This is a genomic window from Mesorhizobium sp. YM1C-6-2, from assembly GCF_003666685.1.
Lineage (GTDB): Bacteria > Pseudomonadota > Alphaproteobacteria > Rhizobiales > Rhizobiaceae > Mesorhizobium_K.
In genome coordinates this window covers 165,511-185,196 of record NZ_RCIZ01000002.1, presented here as the reverse complement: position 1 = coordinate 185,196, position 19,686 = coordinate 165,511, and the positions used below count along the sequence as shown (strand labels likewise).

Sequence of the window (19,686 nt, the reverse complement as noted above, 5' to 3'; positions counted from 1 at the left end):
GTCACTTCTCCTTCTTCTTGTACATGGCGAGCATGCGCTGGGTGACCAGGAAGCCGCCGAAGATGTTCACCGAGGCGAGCACCAGCGCAACGAAGCCGAAGCCGGTGGCAAGCCCCGAGGCGGAGATGCCGACTGCCAGCAGAGCGCCGACCACGATGACCGAGGAGATGGCGTTGGTGACGGCCATCAGCGGCGTATGCAGCGCCGGCGTCACCGACCAGACCACGTAGTAGCCGACGAAGATCGCCAGCACGAAGATGGCGAAGCGGAAGACGAAGGGGTCGATGGCGCCGCCCGACAGCGCGTGCGCCGCGTCGCCGGCCGCTGCCGCGCTGCCTTCGACATTGGCGAGTGCGGCGCGGGCAGTACCGATCGCCTGTTCGAGCTGGTCGAGCGCCTGTTCGAGCGCGGTCTTCTCCATCACGCCTCTCCCCCAGATGCTGGCCCGGATGTCGGCCCCGATGCCGCCTTCTTCGATTTCCGGGCGGCCGGTTTCTTCTCGGCCTTTGCCGGTTCGCCCCCGGCGGCCGGCTCGTCGGCGCTCTTCTGTTCCGCCGCGGCCTTTTCGGCGGCAGCCGCCGCATCGGCGAAGGCCGGATGCACGACCTTGCCGGCGTCGGTCAGCATGGTCGCCTTGACCAGTTCGTCCTCGCGGTTGACGGCAAAGGCCTTGGTGGTCTTGTCGACCATCGTCTCGACGAAGGCGTAGAGGTTCTTGGCATAGAGCAGCGAGGCCGACGCCGCGACGCGGCCGGGCACGTTGAGATGGCCGACGATCTTGACGCCGTTGTCGAGCGTGATGACCGCGCCGGCGACGGCGCCTTCGACATTGCCGCCGCGCTCGACCGCGAGGTCGACCAGCACCGAACCCGGCTTCATCGAGGCGACCATGGCCGCCGACACCAGCTTCGGCGCCGGCCGTCCCGGGATCAGCGCCGTGGTGATGACGATGTCCTGCTTGGCGATGTGCTCGGCGGTGAGCGCCGCCTGCTTGGCCTGGTATTCCTTCGACATCTCCTTGGCGTAGCCGCCGGCGGTCTCGGCCGCCTTGAACTCCTCGTCCTCGACCGCCAGGAACTTTGCGCCGAGCGACTGAACCTGCTCCTTCACCGCCGGGCGCACGTCGGTCGCGGTGACCACCGCGCCAAGCCGCCGGGCCGTGGCGATCGCCTGCAGGCCGGCGACGCCGACGCCCATGATGAACACTTTCGCCGCCGGAACCGTGCCGGCCGCCGTCATCATCATCGGCAGCGCGCGGTCATATTCGGCGGCGCCGTCGATCACCGCCTGGTAGCCGGCGAGATTGGCCTGCGAGGACAGCACGTCCATCACCTGCGCCCTGGAGATGCGCGGCATGAATTCCATCGCGAAGGCGGTGATGCCGGCTTTCGCCATCGCCGCCACCGCCGCGTCGTGGCCATAGGGGTCCATGGTGGCGATGACCGCCGCCCCTGGTTTGTAGCCCTTGAGCTCGGCTTCCGTCGGTCGGCGGACCTTCAGCACCAGATCGGCGCGGCCCGCATCCGCGGCCTTGCCGATCGCAGCACCCGCCTTGGCGAATTCGTCGTCGGTGATGCGCGAGCCAAGCCCGGCGCCCGCCTCCACGATCACCTCGAAGCCAAGGCCGGCAAGCCGTTTCACCGTCTCCGGCGACGCCCCAACTCGCGGCTCTCCAGCCTCAACTTCCTTGGGGATGAATGCTATCTGTCCCACCGCATGTCCTTTCGGCCGGAACCTTACCCAACGTTAAGCGATGGCCGGAATCTGGCTGTCCGGCGGATGGAGAGATCGAGCCTTAGCGGAGGATGAACCAGCCGACGGCGCAGACCAGGATGAAAAGGATCGTCGCCGAAAAGAAGCCGGCGCTGGTGAAGAAACCGAAGGCCATGGCTATGAGCACCGCGGCGCAGAACAGCGATCCATACTTCGCGAGCGTCGTGAAAGCCGCGTAGGTTTTCTCGTGTTCGATATAGTCCATCTGCGCGCCCGTTTCGACGGGTCCGGTCGGCGAGTGGTCGGCCATGCAAAATCCTCCGGATAGCTCTCAAGCGCACATACCGAAAAGCCAGGCCAAGGGCAATGGCAGGATTGCCGTGCCGCCTGCGACAAGAGTGTCAAAGGACTTGATAAGATCGGATCGTGTCCCGGCGCGACGCTCAGGCCAGCCAGCGCTTGCGCCGCTTGTAGTGCTTGGCGTCCCGGAACGACTTGCGGCCCTCGGCTGCGATGCCGAGGTAGAATTCCTTCACGTCCTCGTTCTCGCGCAGCACGCCGGCATCGCCGTCGAGCACGACCCGTCCCGATTCCAGTATGTAGCCATATTTGGCGAAACGCAGCGCGATATTGGTATTCTGCTCGGCAAGCAGGAAGGAGACGCCCTGCTCCCGGTTGAGCTTCTCCACGATGCCGAAGATTTCTTCCACCAGTTGCGGGGCGAGCCCCATGGACGGCTCGTCGAGCAGGATCATCTTCGGCCGCGACATCAGGGCACGGCCGATCGCCACCATCTGCTGCTCGCCGCCAGACGTATAGCCGGCCATGCTGTTCCGCCGGACTTTCAGCCGCGGGAAATAGTCGTAGACCAGGTCGAGGTCGGCGCGGATGGCGGCCTTGCCGTCGCGCCTCGTGAACGCGCCGGCGGCCAGGTTGTCCTCGACCGAGAGATGGCCGAAGCAGCGCCGGCCCTCCAGAACCTGGATGCAGCCGCGCCGCACCAGATCGTCGGGCGACAGCGCCTGCACCTGCTGGCCGTCGAAGACGATCGAGCCTTTGGTCACCTCGCCGCGCTCGGTGCGCAGCAGGTTGGAGATCGCCTTCAGAGTCGTCGTCTTGCCGGCCCCGTTGGCGCCGAGCAGCGCGGTGATGCCGCCCTGCGGCACCGTAAGCGACACGCCCTTCAGCACCAGGATGACGTGATCGTAGATCACCTCGATGTTGTTCACCGAGAGGATCGGGGTTGAATCTGGAGAAAGGTTCGTCATGCGGGCTCCAGCGTGGACGACCCCTTCTCCCCGTTCACGGGGATAAGGTGGCCCGAAGGGCCGGATGAGGGGCAGCGCCTAACATTAAACGTTCGCGCTGCCCCTCACCTGCCTGCCGGCATCCTCTCCCCGCAAGCGGGGAGAGGAGAGCTTACATCTTGCACTCGTCGTTCATCGGCCAGGGCGCATTGGCGTCGGCGTATTTCTTCGCCTCGGCCTCGACCAGCGGCGCGATTTCGGTCTGGTCGGCCTGCAAGAGGTCCGACACTTTCACGAACTTCGCGCCGTCCCACTGCAGCATCCACGCCCCGGCATGGCCGGAATGGTTGTCGCAGGACGTCTCGAACGGCGCGATCATGCCGGTCATGCCGATCTCGGCCAGCCTCGCCTCGTCGAGCTTCAGGTTCTCGAAACCCCAGCGAAGCTGCTCGGCATTGACCACCTTGGTGTTGAACTGCTCCTGCGCGGCGCGGATCGCCTCGACCGTGAACATCGAGATCAGCACGCCGCGCTGGTAAAAGACCCAGTCGAACTCGCCCTCGCCGATCTCGGTCTTCTTCGGGTCGAGCACGTATTTCTTGATGTCCTGCATGGCCTGCGAGTCCGATACCGGCACGCTCCAGGACAGCGAACGGTAGCCCTTGCCCTCCTCGCCGACGCTTTTCATGTCGCCGTCATGGCCCGACCACCAGATGCCGATGAATTTCTCCATCGGGAACCTCGTCTTCACCGCCTCGGTGAGCGCGCCGGCGTTCATCGCGCCCCAGCCCCACATCAGCACGAAATCCGGGTTCTCGCGGCGGATCTGCAGCCATTGCGCCGACTGGTTCTGCATCTCCTTCACGCCGACGGGGATCGGCAGCAAGGTGAAGCCGTGTTTTTCGGCAAGCGCCTGGAGGAGCGGGATCGGCTCCTTGCCGTAGGGCGCGTCGAGGTGCAGGAGCACGATCTTCTTGCCCTTGAGGTTGTCGAGATTGCCCTCCGAGATGTGCCTCAGGATCATCGAGGCGCCGTCCCAGTAGGAAGCCGGCGGATTGAACGCCCATTTGAACACCTTGCCGTCGGCCATCGGCGAGAAGCCGTAGCCGGGCGCCAAGATCGGGATCTTGTCGACGTTCGACCGCGGCAGCACCTGCAGCGTGATGCCGGTCGACCAGGGCTGCGTGACGATGCCGGTTGCCTTGGTCTTCTCGTAGCACTCGACGCCCTTTTCGGTGGAATAGCCGGTCTCGCACTCCTCGTAGCCGAGCTTGACGCCGTTCACGCCGCCGTCGCGCTCGTTGATCATCGTCATGTAGTCGCGCTGGCCGTTCATCAGCGGGATGCCGGTCGCTGCGAACGGCCCCGTCCGGTAGGAGAGATTGGGCAGGCTGACGATGTCTTCCGCGAGCGCCGGTACGGCGCCGAGCACGCCGACGGACAATAGTGCCGAAAGCGCCAGGCGGGTCATGTTGGTCTTCATGTCGTTTCCTCCGCTTTGTCGTTCTGGATACGAGAATGCCTGCTTTTTCGTCGTTTGCGCATCGGGATTCTTTCGAAAGCCGCTTCGCATTTTTCGGTCCGATCTTCAGTGCGGAAAAGGCCACATGATGAGCTTTTCCCGGATGATTTCCCAGAAGCGCGCGAGCCCGTGCGGCTCGACGATCAGGAACATGATGATCAGCGCGCCGATGATCATCGTGTTGAGGTGCTCGACCATGGCCGAGCTGATAGGCAGGCCGAGCGCGGCGGGCACGGTCCCGAGCAGGACCGGCAGCGCCACGATCAGGATTGCGCCGAGGAAATTGCCGAGGATCGAGCCCAGGCCACCAATGATGGCGATGAACAGGACGCGGAAGGAGAGCGGAATGTCGAAGACGACCGGCTCCGCCGCGCCCCGCCACAGGAAGACGAACAGCGCCCCGGCGACCCCGACGATGTAGGACGAGACGGCGAAGGCCGAGAGCTTCGCCTTCATCAGGTTGATGCCGACCAGTTCGGCGGCAATGTCCATGTCGCGCACGGCTTTCCAGATGCGCCCGATGCGGCCGCGCGTGATGTTGATCGCAGCAATGGTGATCACCGTCACGATGCAGAGCACGACATAATACTGCACGATCGACAGGGCGTTCGGGCCGAAGACGGGAACGCCGAACGAGGACACCGTCGGCACCTGGATCGCGCCCGAGGAATTGTAGTTGTAGAGCCAGGCCCATTTCTCGAACAGCCAGACGAGGAAGAACTGCGCGGCGAGCGTAGCGATGGCGAGATAGAAACCCTTGATGCGCAGCGACGGCAGGCCGAAGGCGACGCCGATCGCCGCCGAGAAGAAGCCGGAGAGGAAGATCGCGGCGATCGGGTTGAGCTCGGGGAAGATGCTGATCAGCTTGTAGCAGGCATAGGCTCCTACCCCCATGAACGCGCCGGTGCCGAGCGACAGCTGCCCGGCATAGCCGGTGAGGATGTTGAGGCCGAGCGCGGCCAGCGAATAGATCAGCACGGGGATGAGCAGGGCCTTGAAGGCGAACTCGCTGGCCGTGAACGGGAAGATGACGAAGGCGAAGACCAGGATGACGCCGAGCAGCCAGGCGTCCTGCCTGACCGGGAACAGCGCGTGGTCGGCCGCGTAGGATGTCTTGAACTGGCCGACGGTGCGGTAGAGCATTTTACACTCTCCTGCCAGCTAAGTCGCGACGCGAGCTGACGGGCGCAACGTCCCCCTCCCCCTTGAGGGGAGGGTGGCCGCGAAGCGGTCGGGTGGGGTTGCCGAACATACGCTCGGCCTTCTCCTTTACCGCTTGGGCAACATGCCAGGCGCTATGAATGACATCGGGCTCGTCTACGCGGAGAATATCGTAACCCAGCGACCTCAAATACCGATCACGGTTGGCGTCATGCCGCTTGCCTGCCTCGGTTTCGTGGCTATCGCCATCCACCTCGACGATAAGCCTTGTGGCCAGGCAGACAAAATCCACGATGTATGGTCCGATCGGCGATTGACGCCTGAATTTCAAGTCAGCTGTTTTTCTGAGTTCCCGCAGTTCATACCAGAGAAGCGACTCTGCCTTGCTCGCATACAGCCTAAGCGAGCGGGCCTTCTGGCGCATTTCGAAGCTGACGCGAGTGCGGGCCATCAGAACGCACCTCGCCACCAGAAACGGCGTTGGAGCACTGCCGAGACGACCCCACCCGGCCGCTTCGCGGCCACCCTCCCCTCAAGGGGGAGGGAGGCGTCGCGCCTCGCGGTGATCGTTTCCCCGCCCATCTCTCACACCCTCTCGATGATGCGCTCGCCGAACAGGCCCTGCGGCCGGAACAGGAGCACGATCAGCGCCAGCACGAAGGCGAACCACGTCTCCGTGTTGCCGCCGAGCAGCGGCTGGCCCCAGTAGATCTCGAACAGTTTTTCCAGCACGCCGATGGCGATGCCGCCGACGATCGCGCCACTGACCGATTCCAGCCCGCCGAGCATCAGTACTGGCAGCGCCTTGTAGGCGATCACTTCGAGCGCAAAGGAGACCCCTGCCCTGGCGCCCCAGACGATGCCGGTGGCGAGCGCGATGACGCCGGCGATGAACCACACCAGCACCCAGATGGTCGACAGCGAGATGCCGACGGAGAGTGCGGCCTGGTGGTCGTCGCCGAGCGCCCGGATCGCCCGCCCCAGCCTCGACCTGTGGAGGAAGAGGAGCAGGCAGCAGACCAGCACGACCGCGCCGACGACCGCCGTGAGGTCCTTCTGCTCGATCAGCACCAGGCCGCCGAACGGCTCGAACGTGTAGCTGCCGGTCGGAATATGAAGCGCCTCGGTGATCATCGCCTTGTTCTCGCCGCCGAAGACGGTCTCGCCGAAGCCGATCAGGAACATGGTGATGCCGATCGTCGCCATGAACAGGATGATGTCGGGCTGGTTGACGAGCGGCCTCAGCACGACGCGCTCGATGGCGACCGCCAGTGCGAACATCACGGCCAGAGTAAGCGGCAGCGCCAGCAGCGCCGGCACGCCCTTCTCGTAGAGCGTGACCAGCGTCAGCGCCGCGAAGACGACCATGATGCCTTGCGCGAAGTTGAAGATGCGCGAGGATTTGTAGATCAGCACGAAGCCCAGCGCGATCAGCGCGTAGAGCACGCCCGCGACCAGCCCTTCCCACAGCACCTGCAGCAGGAAATCCGGCGCGCCGGCCATGTCCTGGAAGGGTTTGACGAAGACGGAATTCACGAACTCCATATGCGGCTCCCTCGCCGAGGCCGGCGCGTCCGGGTCAGGATGCGAGTTGCGGGAACAGGCCGAGCAGCCCGACGATGATCAGATAGATCGCGACGATGTAGTTGAGCAGGCGCGGCATGATCAGGATGACCACGCCGGCGATCAGCGAGATCAGCGGCGTGAGCGGCAGGCTGGAGAGGTCCATGTCTTTTCCTTTCAGTGGGCGACGCCGAGATAGGCGTCTATGACGTGTCTATCGGATTTCACGGCATCCGGCGTGCCGTCGGCGATCTTCTTGCCGTAGTCGAGAACGACGACGCGGTCGGAAAGGTCCATCACCACCCCCATGTCGTGCTCGATGAGAGCGATCGTGGTGCCGCGCTGCCGGTTCACCTCGATGATGAAGCGGCTCATGTCCTCCTTCTCCTCGAGATTCATGCCGGCCATAGGCTCGTCGAGCAGCAGCAGCGACGGTTCCATGGCGAGCGCGCGGCCGAGTTCCACGCGCTTCTGCAGCCCATAGGGCAGCTTGCCGACAGGTGTGCGGCGGATGTGCTCGATCTCGAGGAAATCGATGATCTCCTCGACCTTCTCTCGATGCTCGATCTCCTCGGCGAGCGCCGGACCGTGCCAGAGCATCTGCCAGATTAGGTTGCGGTTCATCAGCACCGAACGCCCGGCCATGATGTTGTCGAGCGTCGACATGCCCTTGAACAGCGCGACGTTCTGGAAGGTCCGCGCGATGCCCTGTCGTACCGCGTGGTGCGGCTTCATCGACCGCCTTTCGTGGCCGCGAAAGACGATGGTGCCCTTCTGCGGCGTGTAGAAGCCATTGATGACGTTGAGCATCGACGTCTTGCCGGCGCCGTTGGGGCCGATGATGGCGCGGATTTCGCCCTTCCTGACGTCGAAGGAGATGTCGGTGACGGCCTTCACGCCGCCGAAGGAGAGCGAGACGTTGCGGACGTCCATCAGGAGCCCGCCCGGTGCGACGCCGTCGTCAGCCGCGAATGCCCGAGCCGGCGCGGCTTCGACATTCATGCGGCGGCCTCGAGCGCCGGCGGCGCAACCGCCGGATGGGTCCGCGCCTCGTGGATGCGGACGGTCGCGCGAACAGCACCCTTGCGGCCGTCCTCGAAGGTCATCTCCGTCTCGACATATTTCTCCGCCAACCCGTCATAAAGCGCCTCGATCAGTGGCGCGTATCGCTCGGCGACGAAGGCGCGGCGCACCTTCAGCGTGCGGGTGAGTTCGCCGTCGTCGGCGTCGAGCTCCTTGTGCAGCACGAGGAAGCGGCTGATCTGTCCGCCCGCCATCATCGGCTCGCGCGACAGCCTGAGATTGGTCGCGTCGACATGGGCGGCGATGATCTTCGCCACCTCCGGATGGCCGGCGAGCTCCTGATAGGAGGCATAGGGGATGTTGTTGCGCTCGGCCCAGTTGCCGACAGCCTGGAGGTCGATGTTGAGGAACGCCGTGCAGAAGTCGCGGCCGTTGCCGAAGGCCACCGCCTCCTTGATATCGGGGAAGAATTTCAGCGTGTTCTCGATGTATTTTGGCGCGAACAAGGCGCCGCCCTTCAGCCGGCCGACATCCTTGGCGCGGTCGATGATCCAGAGCTGCCCGTCCGGCTCGAAGAAGCCGGCGTCGCCGGTGCGCACATAGCCGTCATCAGTCATCACCTCGGCGGTCGTCTCCTCCTGCTGGAAGTAGCCCGAAAACATGCCCGGCGAACGGAACTGCACCTCGCCGTCGCTGGATATGCGGATATCGACATTCGGCGCGGCCGGCCCGACCGTGTCGGCGCGCACCGAGCCGTCCTTCTGGCAGGTCACATAGAGGAAGGCTTCGGTCTGGCCGTAGAGCTGCTTGAGGTTGATGCCGAGCGAGCGGAAGAAGGAGAAGAGGTCCTGTCCGATCGCCTCGCCCGCCGTATAGGCGACGCGGATGTTGGAGAAGCCGAGCACGTTTTTCAGCGGGCCGTAGATCACCAACTCGCCGAGCGCATAGGACAGGCGGCCCGACAGCGGCACTGGCCGTCCCTCGAGGATCGGCTCGCCATACCGCCGCGCCACCGCGATGAAATGCTGGAACAGCTTGCGCTTCAGCCAGCCGGCGTCCTCCATCCGGATGGTGACGCTGGTGAGCAACTGCTCGAAGATGCGCGGCGGCGCGAAATAGAAGCTCGGGCCGATCTCGCGCAAATCCTGCGGCACCGTATCGGTGCTCTCCGGGCAGTTCATGCAGAGCCCGGCGACATAGCCCTGGGCATAGTTGAGGTAGTGGTCGCCGACCCAGGCGAGCGGCAGGTAGGCGAGCACGCTGTCGCGCTCGGTCAGGCGGTCGAAGGCGACGGTGTCCTGCGCGGCCCGGACGGCGCTCGCCGCCTTCACCATCACGCCCTTGGAGCGACCCGTCGTCCCCGACGTATAGAGCATGACGCAGATATCTTCGCCGCTCGCGGCCCGGATCCCGTCCTCCCAGATACGGCCGAGCGAAGGATCAGCGGCGAGACGCCCGGCTCCCGTCGCCTGGATGTCGGAAAAGGCGTGCAGCCCCTGCGGGGGATATCCTGCAAGGCCGCGGGGCTCGTCATAGATCACGTCGGTCAGCGCCGGGATCTTCGCCGCGCATGATTTGATCTTGTCGACCTGCTCCTGGTCCTGCACCACCGCGAAGCGGACGCCGGCATGGTCCAGCACATAGGCCATCTCGTCGGCGACCGCATCGGCATAGACCGGCACCGGGACGGCGCCGAGCGACTGAGCAGCGGCAAAGGTCCAGTATAAACGCGGGCGGTTGGCGCCGATGACTGCGATCCGGTCGCCCTTGCCGAGACCGAGAGCCTGAAGCCCCAGCGCCAGCCTGCGGATTTCTTCAAGCTGCTCGCGCCAGCTCCAGCTCTGCCAGATGCCGAAGTCCTTGTGGCGCATGGCGGGGTGGTCGCCCAGCCTTTCGGCATTGCGCAGCAGGTATTTCGGGAATGTGTCCATGTCGCCGGCCAAGGCCGCCGCAACCATGCGCATTCTCCTCCCGTCCCGCCTGTCCGCGGTGTGATTGCAGCCATAATGCCAGCGGCATCGTGGCGCGCAACCCCATCGTTGGAATGAGACGGAAGGGAGCCGGCCGCCGGGCCAACAGGCTAGGCGGCGGCGCGGAAGTACTTGGCGGTCGGCAGGATGGTGAGCGGCGCAAGTTCTCCCTTCGCCGGCTTGGCGAACAGCATGCGCTGCTCCACCGCGGTCGACCAGAAGAAGGGAAAGCGCTTGAGGATCGGCTGCCGGTTCGCCTCGCAATTGGCGTCGTAGAGCACGAGCGGGATGCTGATCGGCGGATATTCCCGCGGTTCTCCCACCTGCACGGCACCGAATATCCGTCGGTAGAACGCCGTGTGCTCCGCCCTGATCACGCCGATGCAGGCGGTCGCATCAAAGTAGACGCTGGCCACGAGGCCGAGCCGCAGCGTCAGATACGGCAGCGCCTGGAAAGGCGACCGGTAGTGCGGTTCGGCGGCCAGCATGGTCGGGTTGATGAAGCTCTCGCCGCGGAGCAGCCGCGGACGCAGGAGATCGTCGAAGGTCTTCATCACCGGCCCGTAGGGCTCGTCTTTCGAGATGTGATGGATGCGTACCGTGCTCACCAGCTCGCCGTCGATGAAGACACCGAACCGGTAGCAATTGGGCGCATCGTCGAGATCGTCGGTGACGATCTGGTCGCTGGATTCCTCGACGAAGCCGTGCAGCCGATAGGCCTTGTAGCGCAGGCGGTATATGGCCTCGATGTCCTCGCCGCTCTCGCACCGCCTGTATTCGGTGCGCTCCAGCAGCTCGGCTACCCTGGTGGCAAAAGACGATCTGCCGCCCGACCCGCCCTCGTGATCCGCATCCTCGTGATCAGTATCGGGTGTCGAGCGAAGCGCCGTTGACTTCGTAAGCATACGCAACCCCATGGTCCGCCGCGCCATCAAGGTACGGAAATTACAAAATATGTAAACTTTTAAATTACATACAAGATGTTTACGACGCGTTAACCTTAACAAGTGGTAAATTGAATCTAATACGATCCAACCGGCCGCTGATCATCGATCCGGCTGGATGGCTTGCTGATGTCGAAGGAGAAAAGCGTCGTCAGTGCTTGGCTGAGGCGCGTTTGGCGCCTTGGATATCCTTGGCGAACGGCCAGACGGTATTGGACATCGTCTCGATGCCGGAAGCCGTGAGCGCCGCGCCGAACAGGAAACCCTGGACGAGGTCCGGCTTCACCACGAGGGCGAGGATCTTCAGTTGCTCGAAGGTCTCCACCCCTTCGACGGTCACCGCGAGGCCGAGAGGCCGCGACAGGCTGACGATGCCCTTGAGCAGCTCTAGCGAACGTGTGCTCTGGCTGACATCCATGAGGAAGCTGCGGTCGATCTTGATCTTGTCGAGCGGCAGCTTGTGCAGATAGCTGAGGCTCGAGTAGCCGGTGCCGAAATCGTCGAGCGCGATGCGGACGCCGAGCTGCTTCAGCTCCTCGATATATTGCCGGGTCTGCGACTTGTCGTCGAGCAGCGCGGTTTCTGTCACCTCGATCTCAAGCCGGTGCGGGGCAAGGCCGGAGGCGGTGAGCGCGTTGCGCACCTTCTCGACCACGTTGCGGCTGCGGAAATCCTTGGCCGACAGGTTCACCGAGACGCTGAGCTGGTTCGGCCAGCTGACGCAGTCGGCGCAGGCGGCCTGCAGGACGAAATGGCTGATCTCCGAGATCATGCCCATCTCCTCGGCGAGCGGTATGAAGACCGCCGGCGAGATCGGGCCGAGATCGCGATGTTCCCAGCGGCAAAGCGCCTCGCAGCTCGCGATGCGCATCGTGTCCATCGTCACGATCGGCTGGTACACGACGCGCAGGGCGTTGGACTCGATGGCGGCGCGCAGATCCGCCTTCATCAGCTGGCGGCTGCGGAAGGCGGCGTCCATCGCCGCCTCGAACAGGCGCCAGCCGTTCTTGCCGAGCTCCTTGGCCTTGTAGAGGGCGAGGTCGGCCTTGACGGTCATGGCGTCGACATCCGTGTCCTTGACGCGTGACAGCACCGCGCCGCCGCTCGCCTGGATGCGCAGCGCATGTCCGGCGATGTCGATATCCCCCTGCAACCCGGCGAAGATCCGGTCGAGTATGCCGGTAAGGTGGCTCTCGTCCTCGACATGATCGATGAAGATCATGAACTCGTCGCCGCCGAAGCGGCTGACCTTGACCGTATCGCTGGAGAAGGCGGCGAGCCGCTCGGCCACCGCATAGATGAGGCCGTCGCCGACCGGATGCCCGAGCGTATCGTTGACGCTCTTGAAGTCGTCGAGATCGAGGACGGCCAGCCCGCAGAAGCGGTCGCGGTCGCCGGTCGACATGGTTTCGCCGACCAGCTCGTGGAAATAGGCACGGTTCGGCAGGCCAGTCAGATTGTCGAAACGCGCCATCGAGCGGATCTTTTCCTCCGCCTCGACGCGCTGCGTCACGTCCTCGAAGGTGATGACGCCGAGTTCCTGGCTGCCTTCGCGGGCCGAGAACTCGAAATGCTGGCCGTTCGAAAGCGAAACGAGGACCTTGCGATCCCTCCCCTCGCGCAGCGCCCTCGTCAGTTGCCCCTCGATGAACTTGCAGTCCTTGGCGGCAAGCATGCCGCCCGCCACGCCGCGCATCAGCATCGAGTGGATGGTGCGCCCCAGCAGCGCATCGGGCGACTTGAACAGCATCAGGTTCGCGGCTTCCGCATTCGCCACCACGACGCGGCCGCTCGGCCCGATCATCACCAGCCCGTGCGACATGGTGTTCAGCGCGCGGTTGAACCGCTCCGCTATGCGGTTCGCCTTCTTCTCCTCGCTGATGGCAGTAAACAAGACTGTGCGCACCAGATGCGCCATCTTGTTGATCGAGAACATGAACGGGATGATGAAGAGGCCTAGAAGGAAGTGATAGAGATCACCCTTGAGCATCAGCCCCAGCGCGATAGGCGCGAGCACCGAGACGGACAGTATGATGACCATCTTGCGGGAGCCGAAATTGCGCCCGGCGATGGTGATCGTGCTTGCCAGCACCACCGAGATCGCTGCGATCTCGCCAAAAGTGTCCGGCGCCACATAGAGGCTGACGAAGGCGAACAAGCCCACGCAGAAGCCCTGGATCGTTCCCGCCACGATATAGTAGCGCTCCCAGCGGAGCGCGGTTTCATAGCCGACAATGCTGTCGGGATCGACCCGGCGTATGGCCCAGTATCGGCCAAGGCTGGCGGCCGTCATCATGACGGCGAGAACGATGTAGATCGGTTCGTTGGTCTTCCAGTAGACGAGCAGGCCGACCAGTCCCTGCGTCAAGGCTCCAAGCAACAGAATGACGAAGCCGCTGAAAAGCGACCGGACAAAGCCGACATAAATGTCTTCCGGTATCTCTTCGGGTTCGCTTGTTTTCATTGCCTGCGGAGCCGCGCGAACCGCAGTCTTGGCATGGATCGCCTTAAGAAAGGCTTAGAACATCGCTTTTCGAACGGCCTGGAAAGCCCTCAAATGCTTGCAAAGCAAGGATTCCGGCATTCCGGTAAACAAGCCGTATCCGTCACTCGGCAGCCCGCAGGACAGGCGCGTCGGACGCGTCGGACAGCCGCTTGAGAAGCCGCGCGCGCTCGGCCGAGGCAGCATCGGCGCTCGCCCGCCTCACGTGACCGTAGCCGCGGATCAGCGACGGAACCGAGGCAAGGGCCGCCGCCGCCTCGATCCTGTCCGGCGACAGAAGGCCACGGATAAGATCGAGATCCTGCTCGTATTGGACAAGCAATTCCCGTTCGAAGCGGCGCTCCTCGGAATAGCCGAAGACGTCGAAGGCGGTGCCGCGCAAGCCCTTCAGCGCCGCCAGCAGCCGGAAACCCTTCATCATCCAGGGTCCGAAGCTCGATTTCCTCGGCTTCCCGTCCGCGCCCCTGCGCCCGAGGATGGGCGGGGCGAGATGGAATTCCAACCGGTCAAAGGATTGAAATTCCTTGGAAATCTGCTTCGCGAAGGAGCCGTCCGTATAAAGCCGCGCAACCTCGTATTCGTCCTTGATCGCCATCAGCTTGAAGAGGTTCCGGGCGGCCGCCTCGGTCACCAGCGTCGAGTCCGGCGCTGCCAGGGTTTCGGCTGCGCGGATGGCGGCGACGCGGTCGAGATAGCGCCGCGCATAACCGGCATCCTGGTAGGCCGTCAGGAATTCGGCGCGGCGGGAGATGACCTCGTCGACAGTCTGCGCGGCGGGATCGGCGGTCACGCCGGTCGCCTTGACGACGAGGCCGCGCACCAGGTCCGGTTCATGCGCCGCGCGGCGGCCCCAGCGGAAGGCCGAAACGTTCATGGCGACGGCCTGGCCGTTGAGTTCGATCGCCTTCTCGACGGCTGCGGCGGACAGCGGCAGTCCCCCTAGCTGGTGGGCGAAGCCCAGCATGAACATGTTGGCGCCGAGCGAATTGCCGAAAAGCGCCGAAGCCGTGCGCGTGGCGTCGAACAAATGCGCCTTCTCCTCGCCGGCGGCCTGCCGGATAGCCTTCTTGAGTCGTTCGACGGGAAGCGAAAAGTCGGCCGAGCGGGTGAATTCGCCGGGCATGACCTCGGCCGTGTTGGCGACGAAGAGCGTATGGTTCTCGCGCACCGCGGCGAGCACCTTGCGGGCGCCCGAGACGACGAGGTCGCAGCCGAGGATGAGGTCCGCCTTGCCGGCAGAGACACGGATGGCGTGGATGTCCTCCGGCGTCTTGGCGATGCGGACATGGCTGAAGACGGAGCCGCCCTTCTGGGCGAGGCCGGCCATGTCGATCATGCCGCAGCCCTTGCCTTCGAGATGCGCCGCCATGCCGAGGATGGCGCCGACCGTGACCACGCCGGTGCCGCCGACGCCGTCGATGATGGAGGCCCAGCCGTCGCGGTCGAGCGGAAATTCCTGCGGCTCCGGCACGCCTTCGAGCGGATCGATCCTTCCGGCAATCCCCTCCGCCTTGCGCATCCTGGCGCCATGCACAGTGACAAATGACGGGCAGAAGCCGTTGAGGCAGGAGAAATCCTTGTTGCAGCTCGACTGGTCGATCCGCCGCTTGCGCCCGAATTCCGTTTCCACGGGCTGTATCGACACGCAGTTCGACTTGACGCCGCAATCACCGCAGCCTTCGCAGACCAGCTCATTGATGATGACCCGCTTGTCCGGATCCGGATAGGCGCCGCGCTTCCTCCTCCGCCGCTTCTCCGCCGCGCAGGTCTGGTCGTAGAGCAGCACCGACACGCCCTTCACGTCGCGCAGCTCGCGCTGGACCGGATCGAGGTCGTCGCGATGATGGAAAGTGGCGACCGGCGGGAATTTCGCGCGGTCGTACCTGCCCGGCTCGTCCGAGACGACGGCGATGCGCTCGACGCCTTCGGCATGAACCTGGCGCGCGATCATGTCGACGGTCAGCCCGCCTTCGTGCGGCTGGCCGCCGGTCATGGCGACTGCGTCGTTGTAGAGGATCTTGTAGGTGATGTTGACGCCGGCAGCGAGCGCGAAGCGCAGCGCCAGCACGCCGGAATGGTTGTAGGTGCCGTCGCCGAGATTCTGGAACAAATGCTCGCGCTTCGAGAACGGGGCCTGGCCGACCCACTGCGCGCCCTCGCCGCCCATCTGGGTGAAGCCGACCGTGTCGCGATCCATCCAGAGCACCATGAAGTGGCAGCCGATGCCGGCGCCGGCAATCGAGCCTTCGGGCACCTTGGTGGAGGAATTGTGCGGGCAGCCCGAGCAGAAGAAGGGCGTGCGCGAGCCGATGTCCTTGGTATCTGCCAGCATGGCCTGGTACTGCTTCAGCCGGCTGACCCGCGCCGCGATCTCCTCGGAAGGTCCGATCACCTTGAGCACGCGCTCGCCGAGCGCGATGGCGATCTCGTTCGGATCGAGCGCGCCCTTGGCCGGGAACAGCCAGTGGCCGTTCTCGTCCTTCTTGCCGACGACGGTCGGCTGCATGCTCGTGCCGTAGAGGTCCTCGCGGACCTGCACCTCGATCAGCGAACGCTTCTCCTCCACGACGACGATCATCTCGAGGCCGCGCGCGAAATCCTTGATATGCTCGATGTCCAGCGGCCAGGGGCAGCCAACCTTGAACAGCCGCACGCCGATCTGGTTGGCCTTCGCCTCGTCGATGCCGATGTCCTCAAGCGCCTGACGGACGTCGAGATAGCTCTTGCCGACGGTGATGATGCCGATCTTGGCCTTGCTGCCGCCGGAATAGATGGTGCGGTTGAGGCCGTTGGCGCGCACGAAGGCAGCCGCCGCCGCACGCTTGAACTCGTGCAGCCGCGCTTCCTGGCCGAGGAAGTTGATCTCGTGGCGGATGTTCAGTCCACCCGGCGGCATGTCGAATTCCGGAATGACGATGCCGAGCCGTTCGAGCGAGGCGTCGACCGACGCCGTCGATTCGATATTGTCCTTGACGCATTTGATCGCCGCCCAGGTGCCGGCGAAGCGCGACAGCGCAAAACCGTAGAGACCGTAGTCGACGAGTTCCTGCACCCCGGCCGGGTTGAGGATCGGGATCATCGTGTCGACGAACAGGAACTCGGTCGCATGCGCGTTGGTGGAGGATTCCGCCGTGTGGTCGTCGCCCATCAGGGCGAGCACACCGCCATGTTTCGACGAGCCGGCGAGGTTGGCGTGGCGGAAGACGTCGCCCGAGCGGTCGACGCCCGGCCCCTTGCCGTACCAGACCGAGAAGACGCCGTCATGCTTGCCTTCGCCGAGGAGTTCGGCTTGCTGCGAGCCCCAGCAGGCGGTGGCGGCGAGTTCCTCGTTGAGCCCCGGCTGGAAGACGATGTCGGATTCGGCGAGCTGCTTCTTGGCGCGCCAGAACTGCTGATCGAGCCCGCCGAGCGGCGAGCCGCGGTAGCCCGAGACGAAACCTGCCGTGTTGAGGCCGGCCCGGCGGTCGCGCTCGCGTTGCATCAGGAGCATGCGGATGACTGCCTGCGCGCCGGACAGGAATATGCGCTGCTTGCCCAGGTCGAACTTGTCGTCGAGCGCAACGTCATGAAGCGTCATCGGCAAATCCTCTGCGGAGGTCGGCCTAGGATATCAGGCGGGCCAACGTGGGTTGCATGACGCAATGTTCCCCGCAGGAACTGCAAGGTCAAACGAAATCCGGAGCGGCCGGAAAAGAGCAATGCTCGGCCTGCGCGGAGAACAGCCGGCGCAACAAAGTGACCGGCGCCGCATCAATCGCGAATGATACTTATCTTGTGCGGCGCACAATCGCTATTATCCGTCGGCGGGTGCAGCCGCAGGGCAAGGCGGTTCGCGTCGATTCGGAAGCTTCCCGCCACGATTCCCGGCAAGGGCGGGGTTCGGCATGTAGCCGTCGCCGACCACCAGCGGAAGATCCGGCAATATGCTCTGGTCCTGCGTGGAGGCCATCTCGGTCTCTATCGTCTGCCTGGTCGCACCATCCGGCCCTTCGATCCTGATCGTCACCTTGTAGGGCCTGTCCTTGACCACGCAGCGCAGCGGCGGGCTCTCGATCGTTGTCTTGGCCAGATTGGGCCAGATCTTCTTGCGCACGACGATCGCCTCGCCGCCGGCCGGATTCTCGAAGCTCGCCACCGCCGTCTGGCCTTCTTCGACCGGCTTGATCGGCACCAGATTGACGAGATAGGTCGCCGTGGCGATGCGGTAGTTGAAGACGAAGAGCTTGCCGTCGAGGGCGAAATACTCGCCCTCCCCGCCGCTGTCGCGGCAGGCGGAGACGCCGAGCACGGCCAGAAGGGCAAACGCGGGGAGCAGGAAGGATCGCTTAGGCATCGACGGCCTCCTTTTCGGCCACCTTGCGGCGTTCATAGTGCCGTTTCGCCTTGCTGCGGTTGCCGCAGACCGACATGTCGCACCAAAGCCGGCTGGCGTTGCGGCTGCGGTCCACGAACAGCCAGTTGCAGTTCGGGCAGATCCGGACCTTCTCCCAGGCGCGGTCCGCCAGCAGCGCAAGAGCCGAAACCGCCAGCGCCGCCTCGAAGCGGATCGGCTGGGACGGATCGCCTGATGGCAAGCCGTCCGGGCCGATGCGTTCGGCGCTGCCGTCGAGGCAGGCCGCGCAGGCGCGCAGCAATTCCGGAAGCTCGCCGGTCTGGACAGATCCTTCGGCGGCCGCCGCCCGGAACAGCCGGTCGGCCGCTTCCCGCAATGCGACGACCCGCCCGGCCGCCGCCTCGGAAGCCTGGAACGAAAGCCTCCGGCCGCCGAGTTCGGCGGAGCGAAAGCCTTCGGCGGCGGAAGCGAAGCGCGCGATCTCGGCCGTGTCCTCGAAACGGTCGAACATGCGCGCCGGGTCCCCGCGCAGCACCACCGTATTGGTGGTGTCGAGCACGAGGAGCCCGCCGGAAAAGCGATGTTTCGTCCAGGCAACTGCCATGCAGGAATTCTAACCTTCAATATATGTTTGACAAGTTAGATTCCGCAGTGAACTGTCGTCTGTGACACAGCCGCGGGACGGCCGGGCCGCCGATGCTCTATTTTCTGCAGCAACTGCTGAATGGCCTTCATTCGGGCGCGCTCTATGCGCTGCTGGCCTTCGGCTACGTGCTCACCAACGGCGTGCTGAAGCGCACCAATCTCGCCTACGGGCCCATATTCGCCTTTGCAGGACAGGTGCTGATCATCATCGCCGTCTTCGGCTGGAACGTGCTGTGGCTAACGCTTCCGGCGACCGTTGCGCTCGGCATCCTGCTTGCCTTCCTCTATGCGGCGCTGACCGCCAGCTTGCTCGCGCGCAGCGTGTACATCCCGCTTGCGCTGAGTTCCCCGAACGCCATCGTGGTGGCGACGCTGGGCGTTGCGATCGTGCTCATGGAACTCGCCCGCATCGCCGCCGATACCCGCGATCTCTGGCTGCCCCCTATATTGGCCGCGCCGGTGATGTTCCTCCCGTCGGGGCGCTTCCCGGTGACGCTCACCGTCATCCAGGTCATCGACTGCGTGCTGGCCGTCGCCGTGATCGTGCTGGCCGGTTCCGCGCTGTCGCGTTCGCAATTCGGACGGTCCTGGCGGGCGGTCAGCGACGATCCCGCGGCGGCGGCGATGTGCGGCGTCGACGTGCGCCGCGTCTTCCAGGCCGCGGTCGTCGGCGGAGCGCTGCTGGCGGCACTCGCCGGCTCGATGGCAGCGCTCTATTACGGCAATATCAGCTTCGGCAGCGGCATGGTCTACGGGCTGAAGGTCCTGTTCGTGACCGCCGCCGGCAGCTACCGGGACCCGTCCCGGGCGGCGGCCGGCGCTGCCTGCTTCGGCATCGCGGAGTCGCTGTGGACCGGATATTTCCCCATCGAATGGCGGGATGCCTGGATGTTCGCCTTCCTCGCCGCCCTCCTCGTGCTCACCCGGACCGGCAGGGAAGACGACCGCGCCACGGCCTAGCCGGACGGTCTAGAACTTTCGGCGCATAACGTAGCGCCACCCCTGATTTCACCGCCTCCTTGATGCTTGCGCTTCTGTTGACGGGTCCTGCGCCGGGCGTCA

The 19,686-nt window shown here is 64.6% G+C and carries 17 protein-coding genes; 1 reads left to right on the top strand and 16 read right to left on the bottom strand.

What is annotated here, in order from left to right; translation table 11 throughout:
* Position 1: 1 nt before the first annotated feature.
* The 16 genes from D8676_RS05775 to D8676_RS05700 form a co-directional block, all read right to left on the bottom strand.
* Positions 2–421, bottom strand: a complete 420-nt coding sequence (locus D8676_RS05775) for a proton-translocating transhydrogenase family protein (RefSeq protein WP_121579908.1) — start codon at positions 419–421, stop codon at positions 2–4.
* Positions 421–1,713, bottom strand: coding sequence for a Re/Si-specific NAD(P)(+) transhydrogenase subunit alpha (locus D8676_RS05770; protein ID WP_121579907.1), 1,293 nt, complete (start codon positions 1,711–1,713; stop codon positions 421–423). Before D8676_RS05770 ends, D8676_RS05775 begins: the two co-directional genes overlap by 1 nt.
* Positions 1,714–1,795: 82 nt before the next feature.
* The gene (locus D8676_RS05765) at positions 1,796–2,023 is read right to left on the bottom strand and encodes an aa3-type cytochrome c oxidase subunit IV (protein WP_121579906.1); all 228 of its coding nucleotides are present in this window, start codon (positions 2,021–2,023) and stop codon (positions 1,796–1,798) included.
* Positions 2,024–2,156: 133 nt separating this feature from the next.
* The gene (locus D8676_RS05760) at positions 2,157–2,981 is read right to left on the bottom strand and encodes an ABC transporter ATP-binding protein (RefSeq protein WP_121579905.1); all 825 of its coding nucleotides are present in this window, start codon (positions 2,979–2,981) and stop codon (positions 2,157–2,159) included.
* Positions 2,982–3,132: 151 nt separating this feature from the next.
* Complete coding sequence (locus D8676_RS05755) at positions 3,133–4,443, bottom strand: ABC transporter substrate-binding protein (RefSeq protein WP_121579904.1); 1,311 nt, start codon at positions 4,441–4,443, stop codon at positions 3,133–3,135.
* Positions 4,444–4,548: 105 nt separating this feature from the next.
* The gene (locus D8676_RS05750) at positions 4,549–5,625 is read right to left on the bottom strand and encodes a branched-chain amino acid ABC transporter permease (protein WP_121579903.1); all 1,077 of its coding nucleotides are present in this window, start codon (positions 5,623–5,625) and stop codon (positions 4,549–4,551) included.
* A 1-nt stretch (position 5,626) separates the two neighbouring features.
* Entirely contained in the window at positions 5,627–6,094 is a 468-nt protein-coding gene (locus tag D8676_RS05745) for an endonuclease domain-containing protein (RefSeq protein WP_121579902.1), read from the bottom strand.
* Between the two features lie 134 nt (positions 6,095–6,228).
* Complete coding sequence (locus D8676_RS05740; RefSeq protein WP_121579901.1) at positions 6,229–7,188, bottom strand: branched-chain amino acid ABC transporter permease; 960 nt, start codon at positions 7,186–7,188, stop codon at positions 6,229–6,231.
* A 34-nt stretch (positions 7,189–7,222) separates the two neighbouring features.
* Complete coding sequence (locus D8676_RS05735) at positions 7,223–7,372, bottom strand: DUF3096 domain-containing protein (RefSeq protein WP_121579900.1); 150 nt, start codon at positions 7,370–7,372, stop codon at positions 7,223–7,225.
* A gap of 11 nt (positions 7,373–7,383) precedes the next feature.
* Positions 7,384–8,139, bottom strand: a complete 756-nt coding sequence (locus tag D8676_RS05730) for an ABC transporter ATP-binding protein (RefSeq protein ID WP_245426673.1) — start codon at positions 8,137–8,139, stop codon at positions 7,384–7,386.
* Positions 8,140–8,204: 65 nt separating this feature from the next.
* Positions 8,205–10,187 carry an AMP-binding protein gene (locus D8676_RS05725; RefSeq protein WP_210210701.1) on the bottom strand — a complete coding sequence of 661 codons (1,983 nt, stop codon included), beginning with the start codon at positions 10,185–10,187 and terminating at the stop codon, positions 8,205–8,207.
* Positions 10,188–10,309: 122 nt separating this feature from the next.
* Positions 10,310–11,104: a hypothetical protein gene (locus tag D8676_RS05720; protein ID WP_245426622.1), complete on the bottom strand. Its 795-nt coding sequence runs from the start codon at positions 11,102–11,104 to the stop codon at positions 10,310–10,312.
* Positions 11,105–11,294: 190 nt separating this feature from the next.
* Positions 11,295–13,607, bottom strand: a complete 2,313-nt coding sequence (locus tag D8676_RS05715; RefSeq protein ID WP_121579897.1) for an EAL domain-containing protein — start codon at positions 13,605–13,607, stop codon at positions 11,295–11,297.
* 142 nt (positions 13,608–13,749) lie between these two features.
* Positions 13,750–17,223 carry an indolepyruvate ferredoxin oxidoreductase family protein gene (locus tag D8676_RS05710; protein WP_121579896.1) on the bottom strand — a complete coding sequence of 1,158 codons (3,474 nt, stop codon included), beginning with the start codon at positions 17,221–17,223 and terminating at the stop codon, positions 13,750–13,752.
* Between the two features lie 216 nt (positions 17,224–17,439).
* Positions 17,440–17,979 carry a hypothetical protein gene (locus tag D8676_RS05705; RefSeq protein WP_121579895.1) on the bottom strand — a complete coding sequence of 180 codons (540 nt, stop codon included), beginning with the start codon at positions 17,977–17,979 and terminating at the stop codon, positions 17,440–17,442.
* On the bottom strand, positions 17,972–18,583 hold the full coding sequence (locus D8676_RS05700; RefSeq protein ID WP_121579894.1) for a CGNR zinc finger domain-containing protein: 612 nt from the start codon (positions 18,581–18,583) through the stop codon (positions 17,972–17,974). Before D8676_RS05700 ends, D8676_RS05705 begins: the two co-directional genes overlap by 8 nt.
* A 92-nt stretch (positions 18,584–18,675) precedes the next feature.
* Here D8676_RS05700 and D8676_RS05695 point away from each other — a divergent pair, with 92 nt between their 5' ends.
* Positions 18,676–19,584 (top strand): branched-chain amino acid ABC transporter permease, encoded by a 909-nt coding sequence (locus D8676_RS05695; RefSeq protein ID WP_121579893.1) that lies wholly within the window; start codon positions 18,676–18,678, stop codon positions 19,582–19,584.
* The last annotated feature ends 102 nt before the right edge of the window (positions 19,585–19,686 follow it).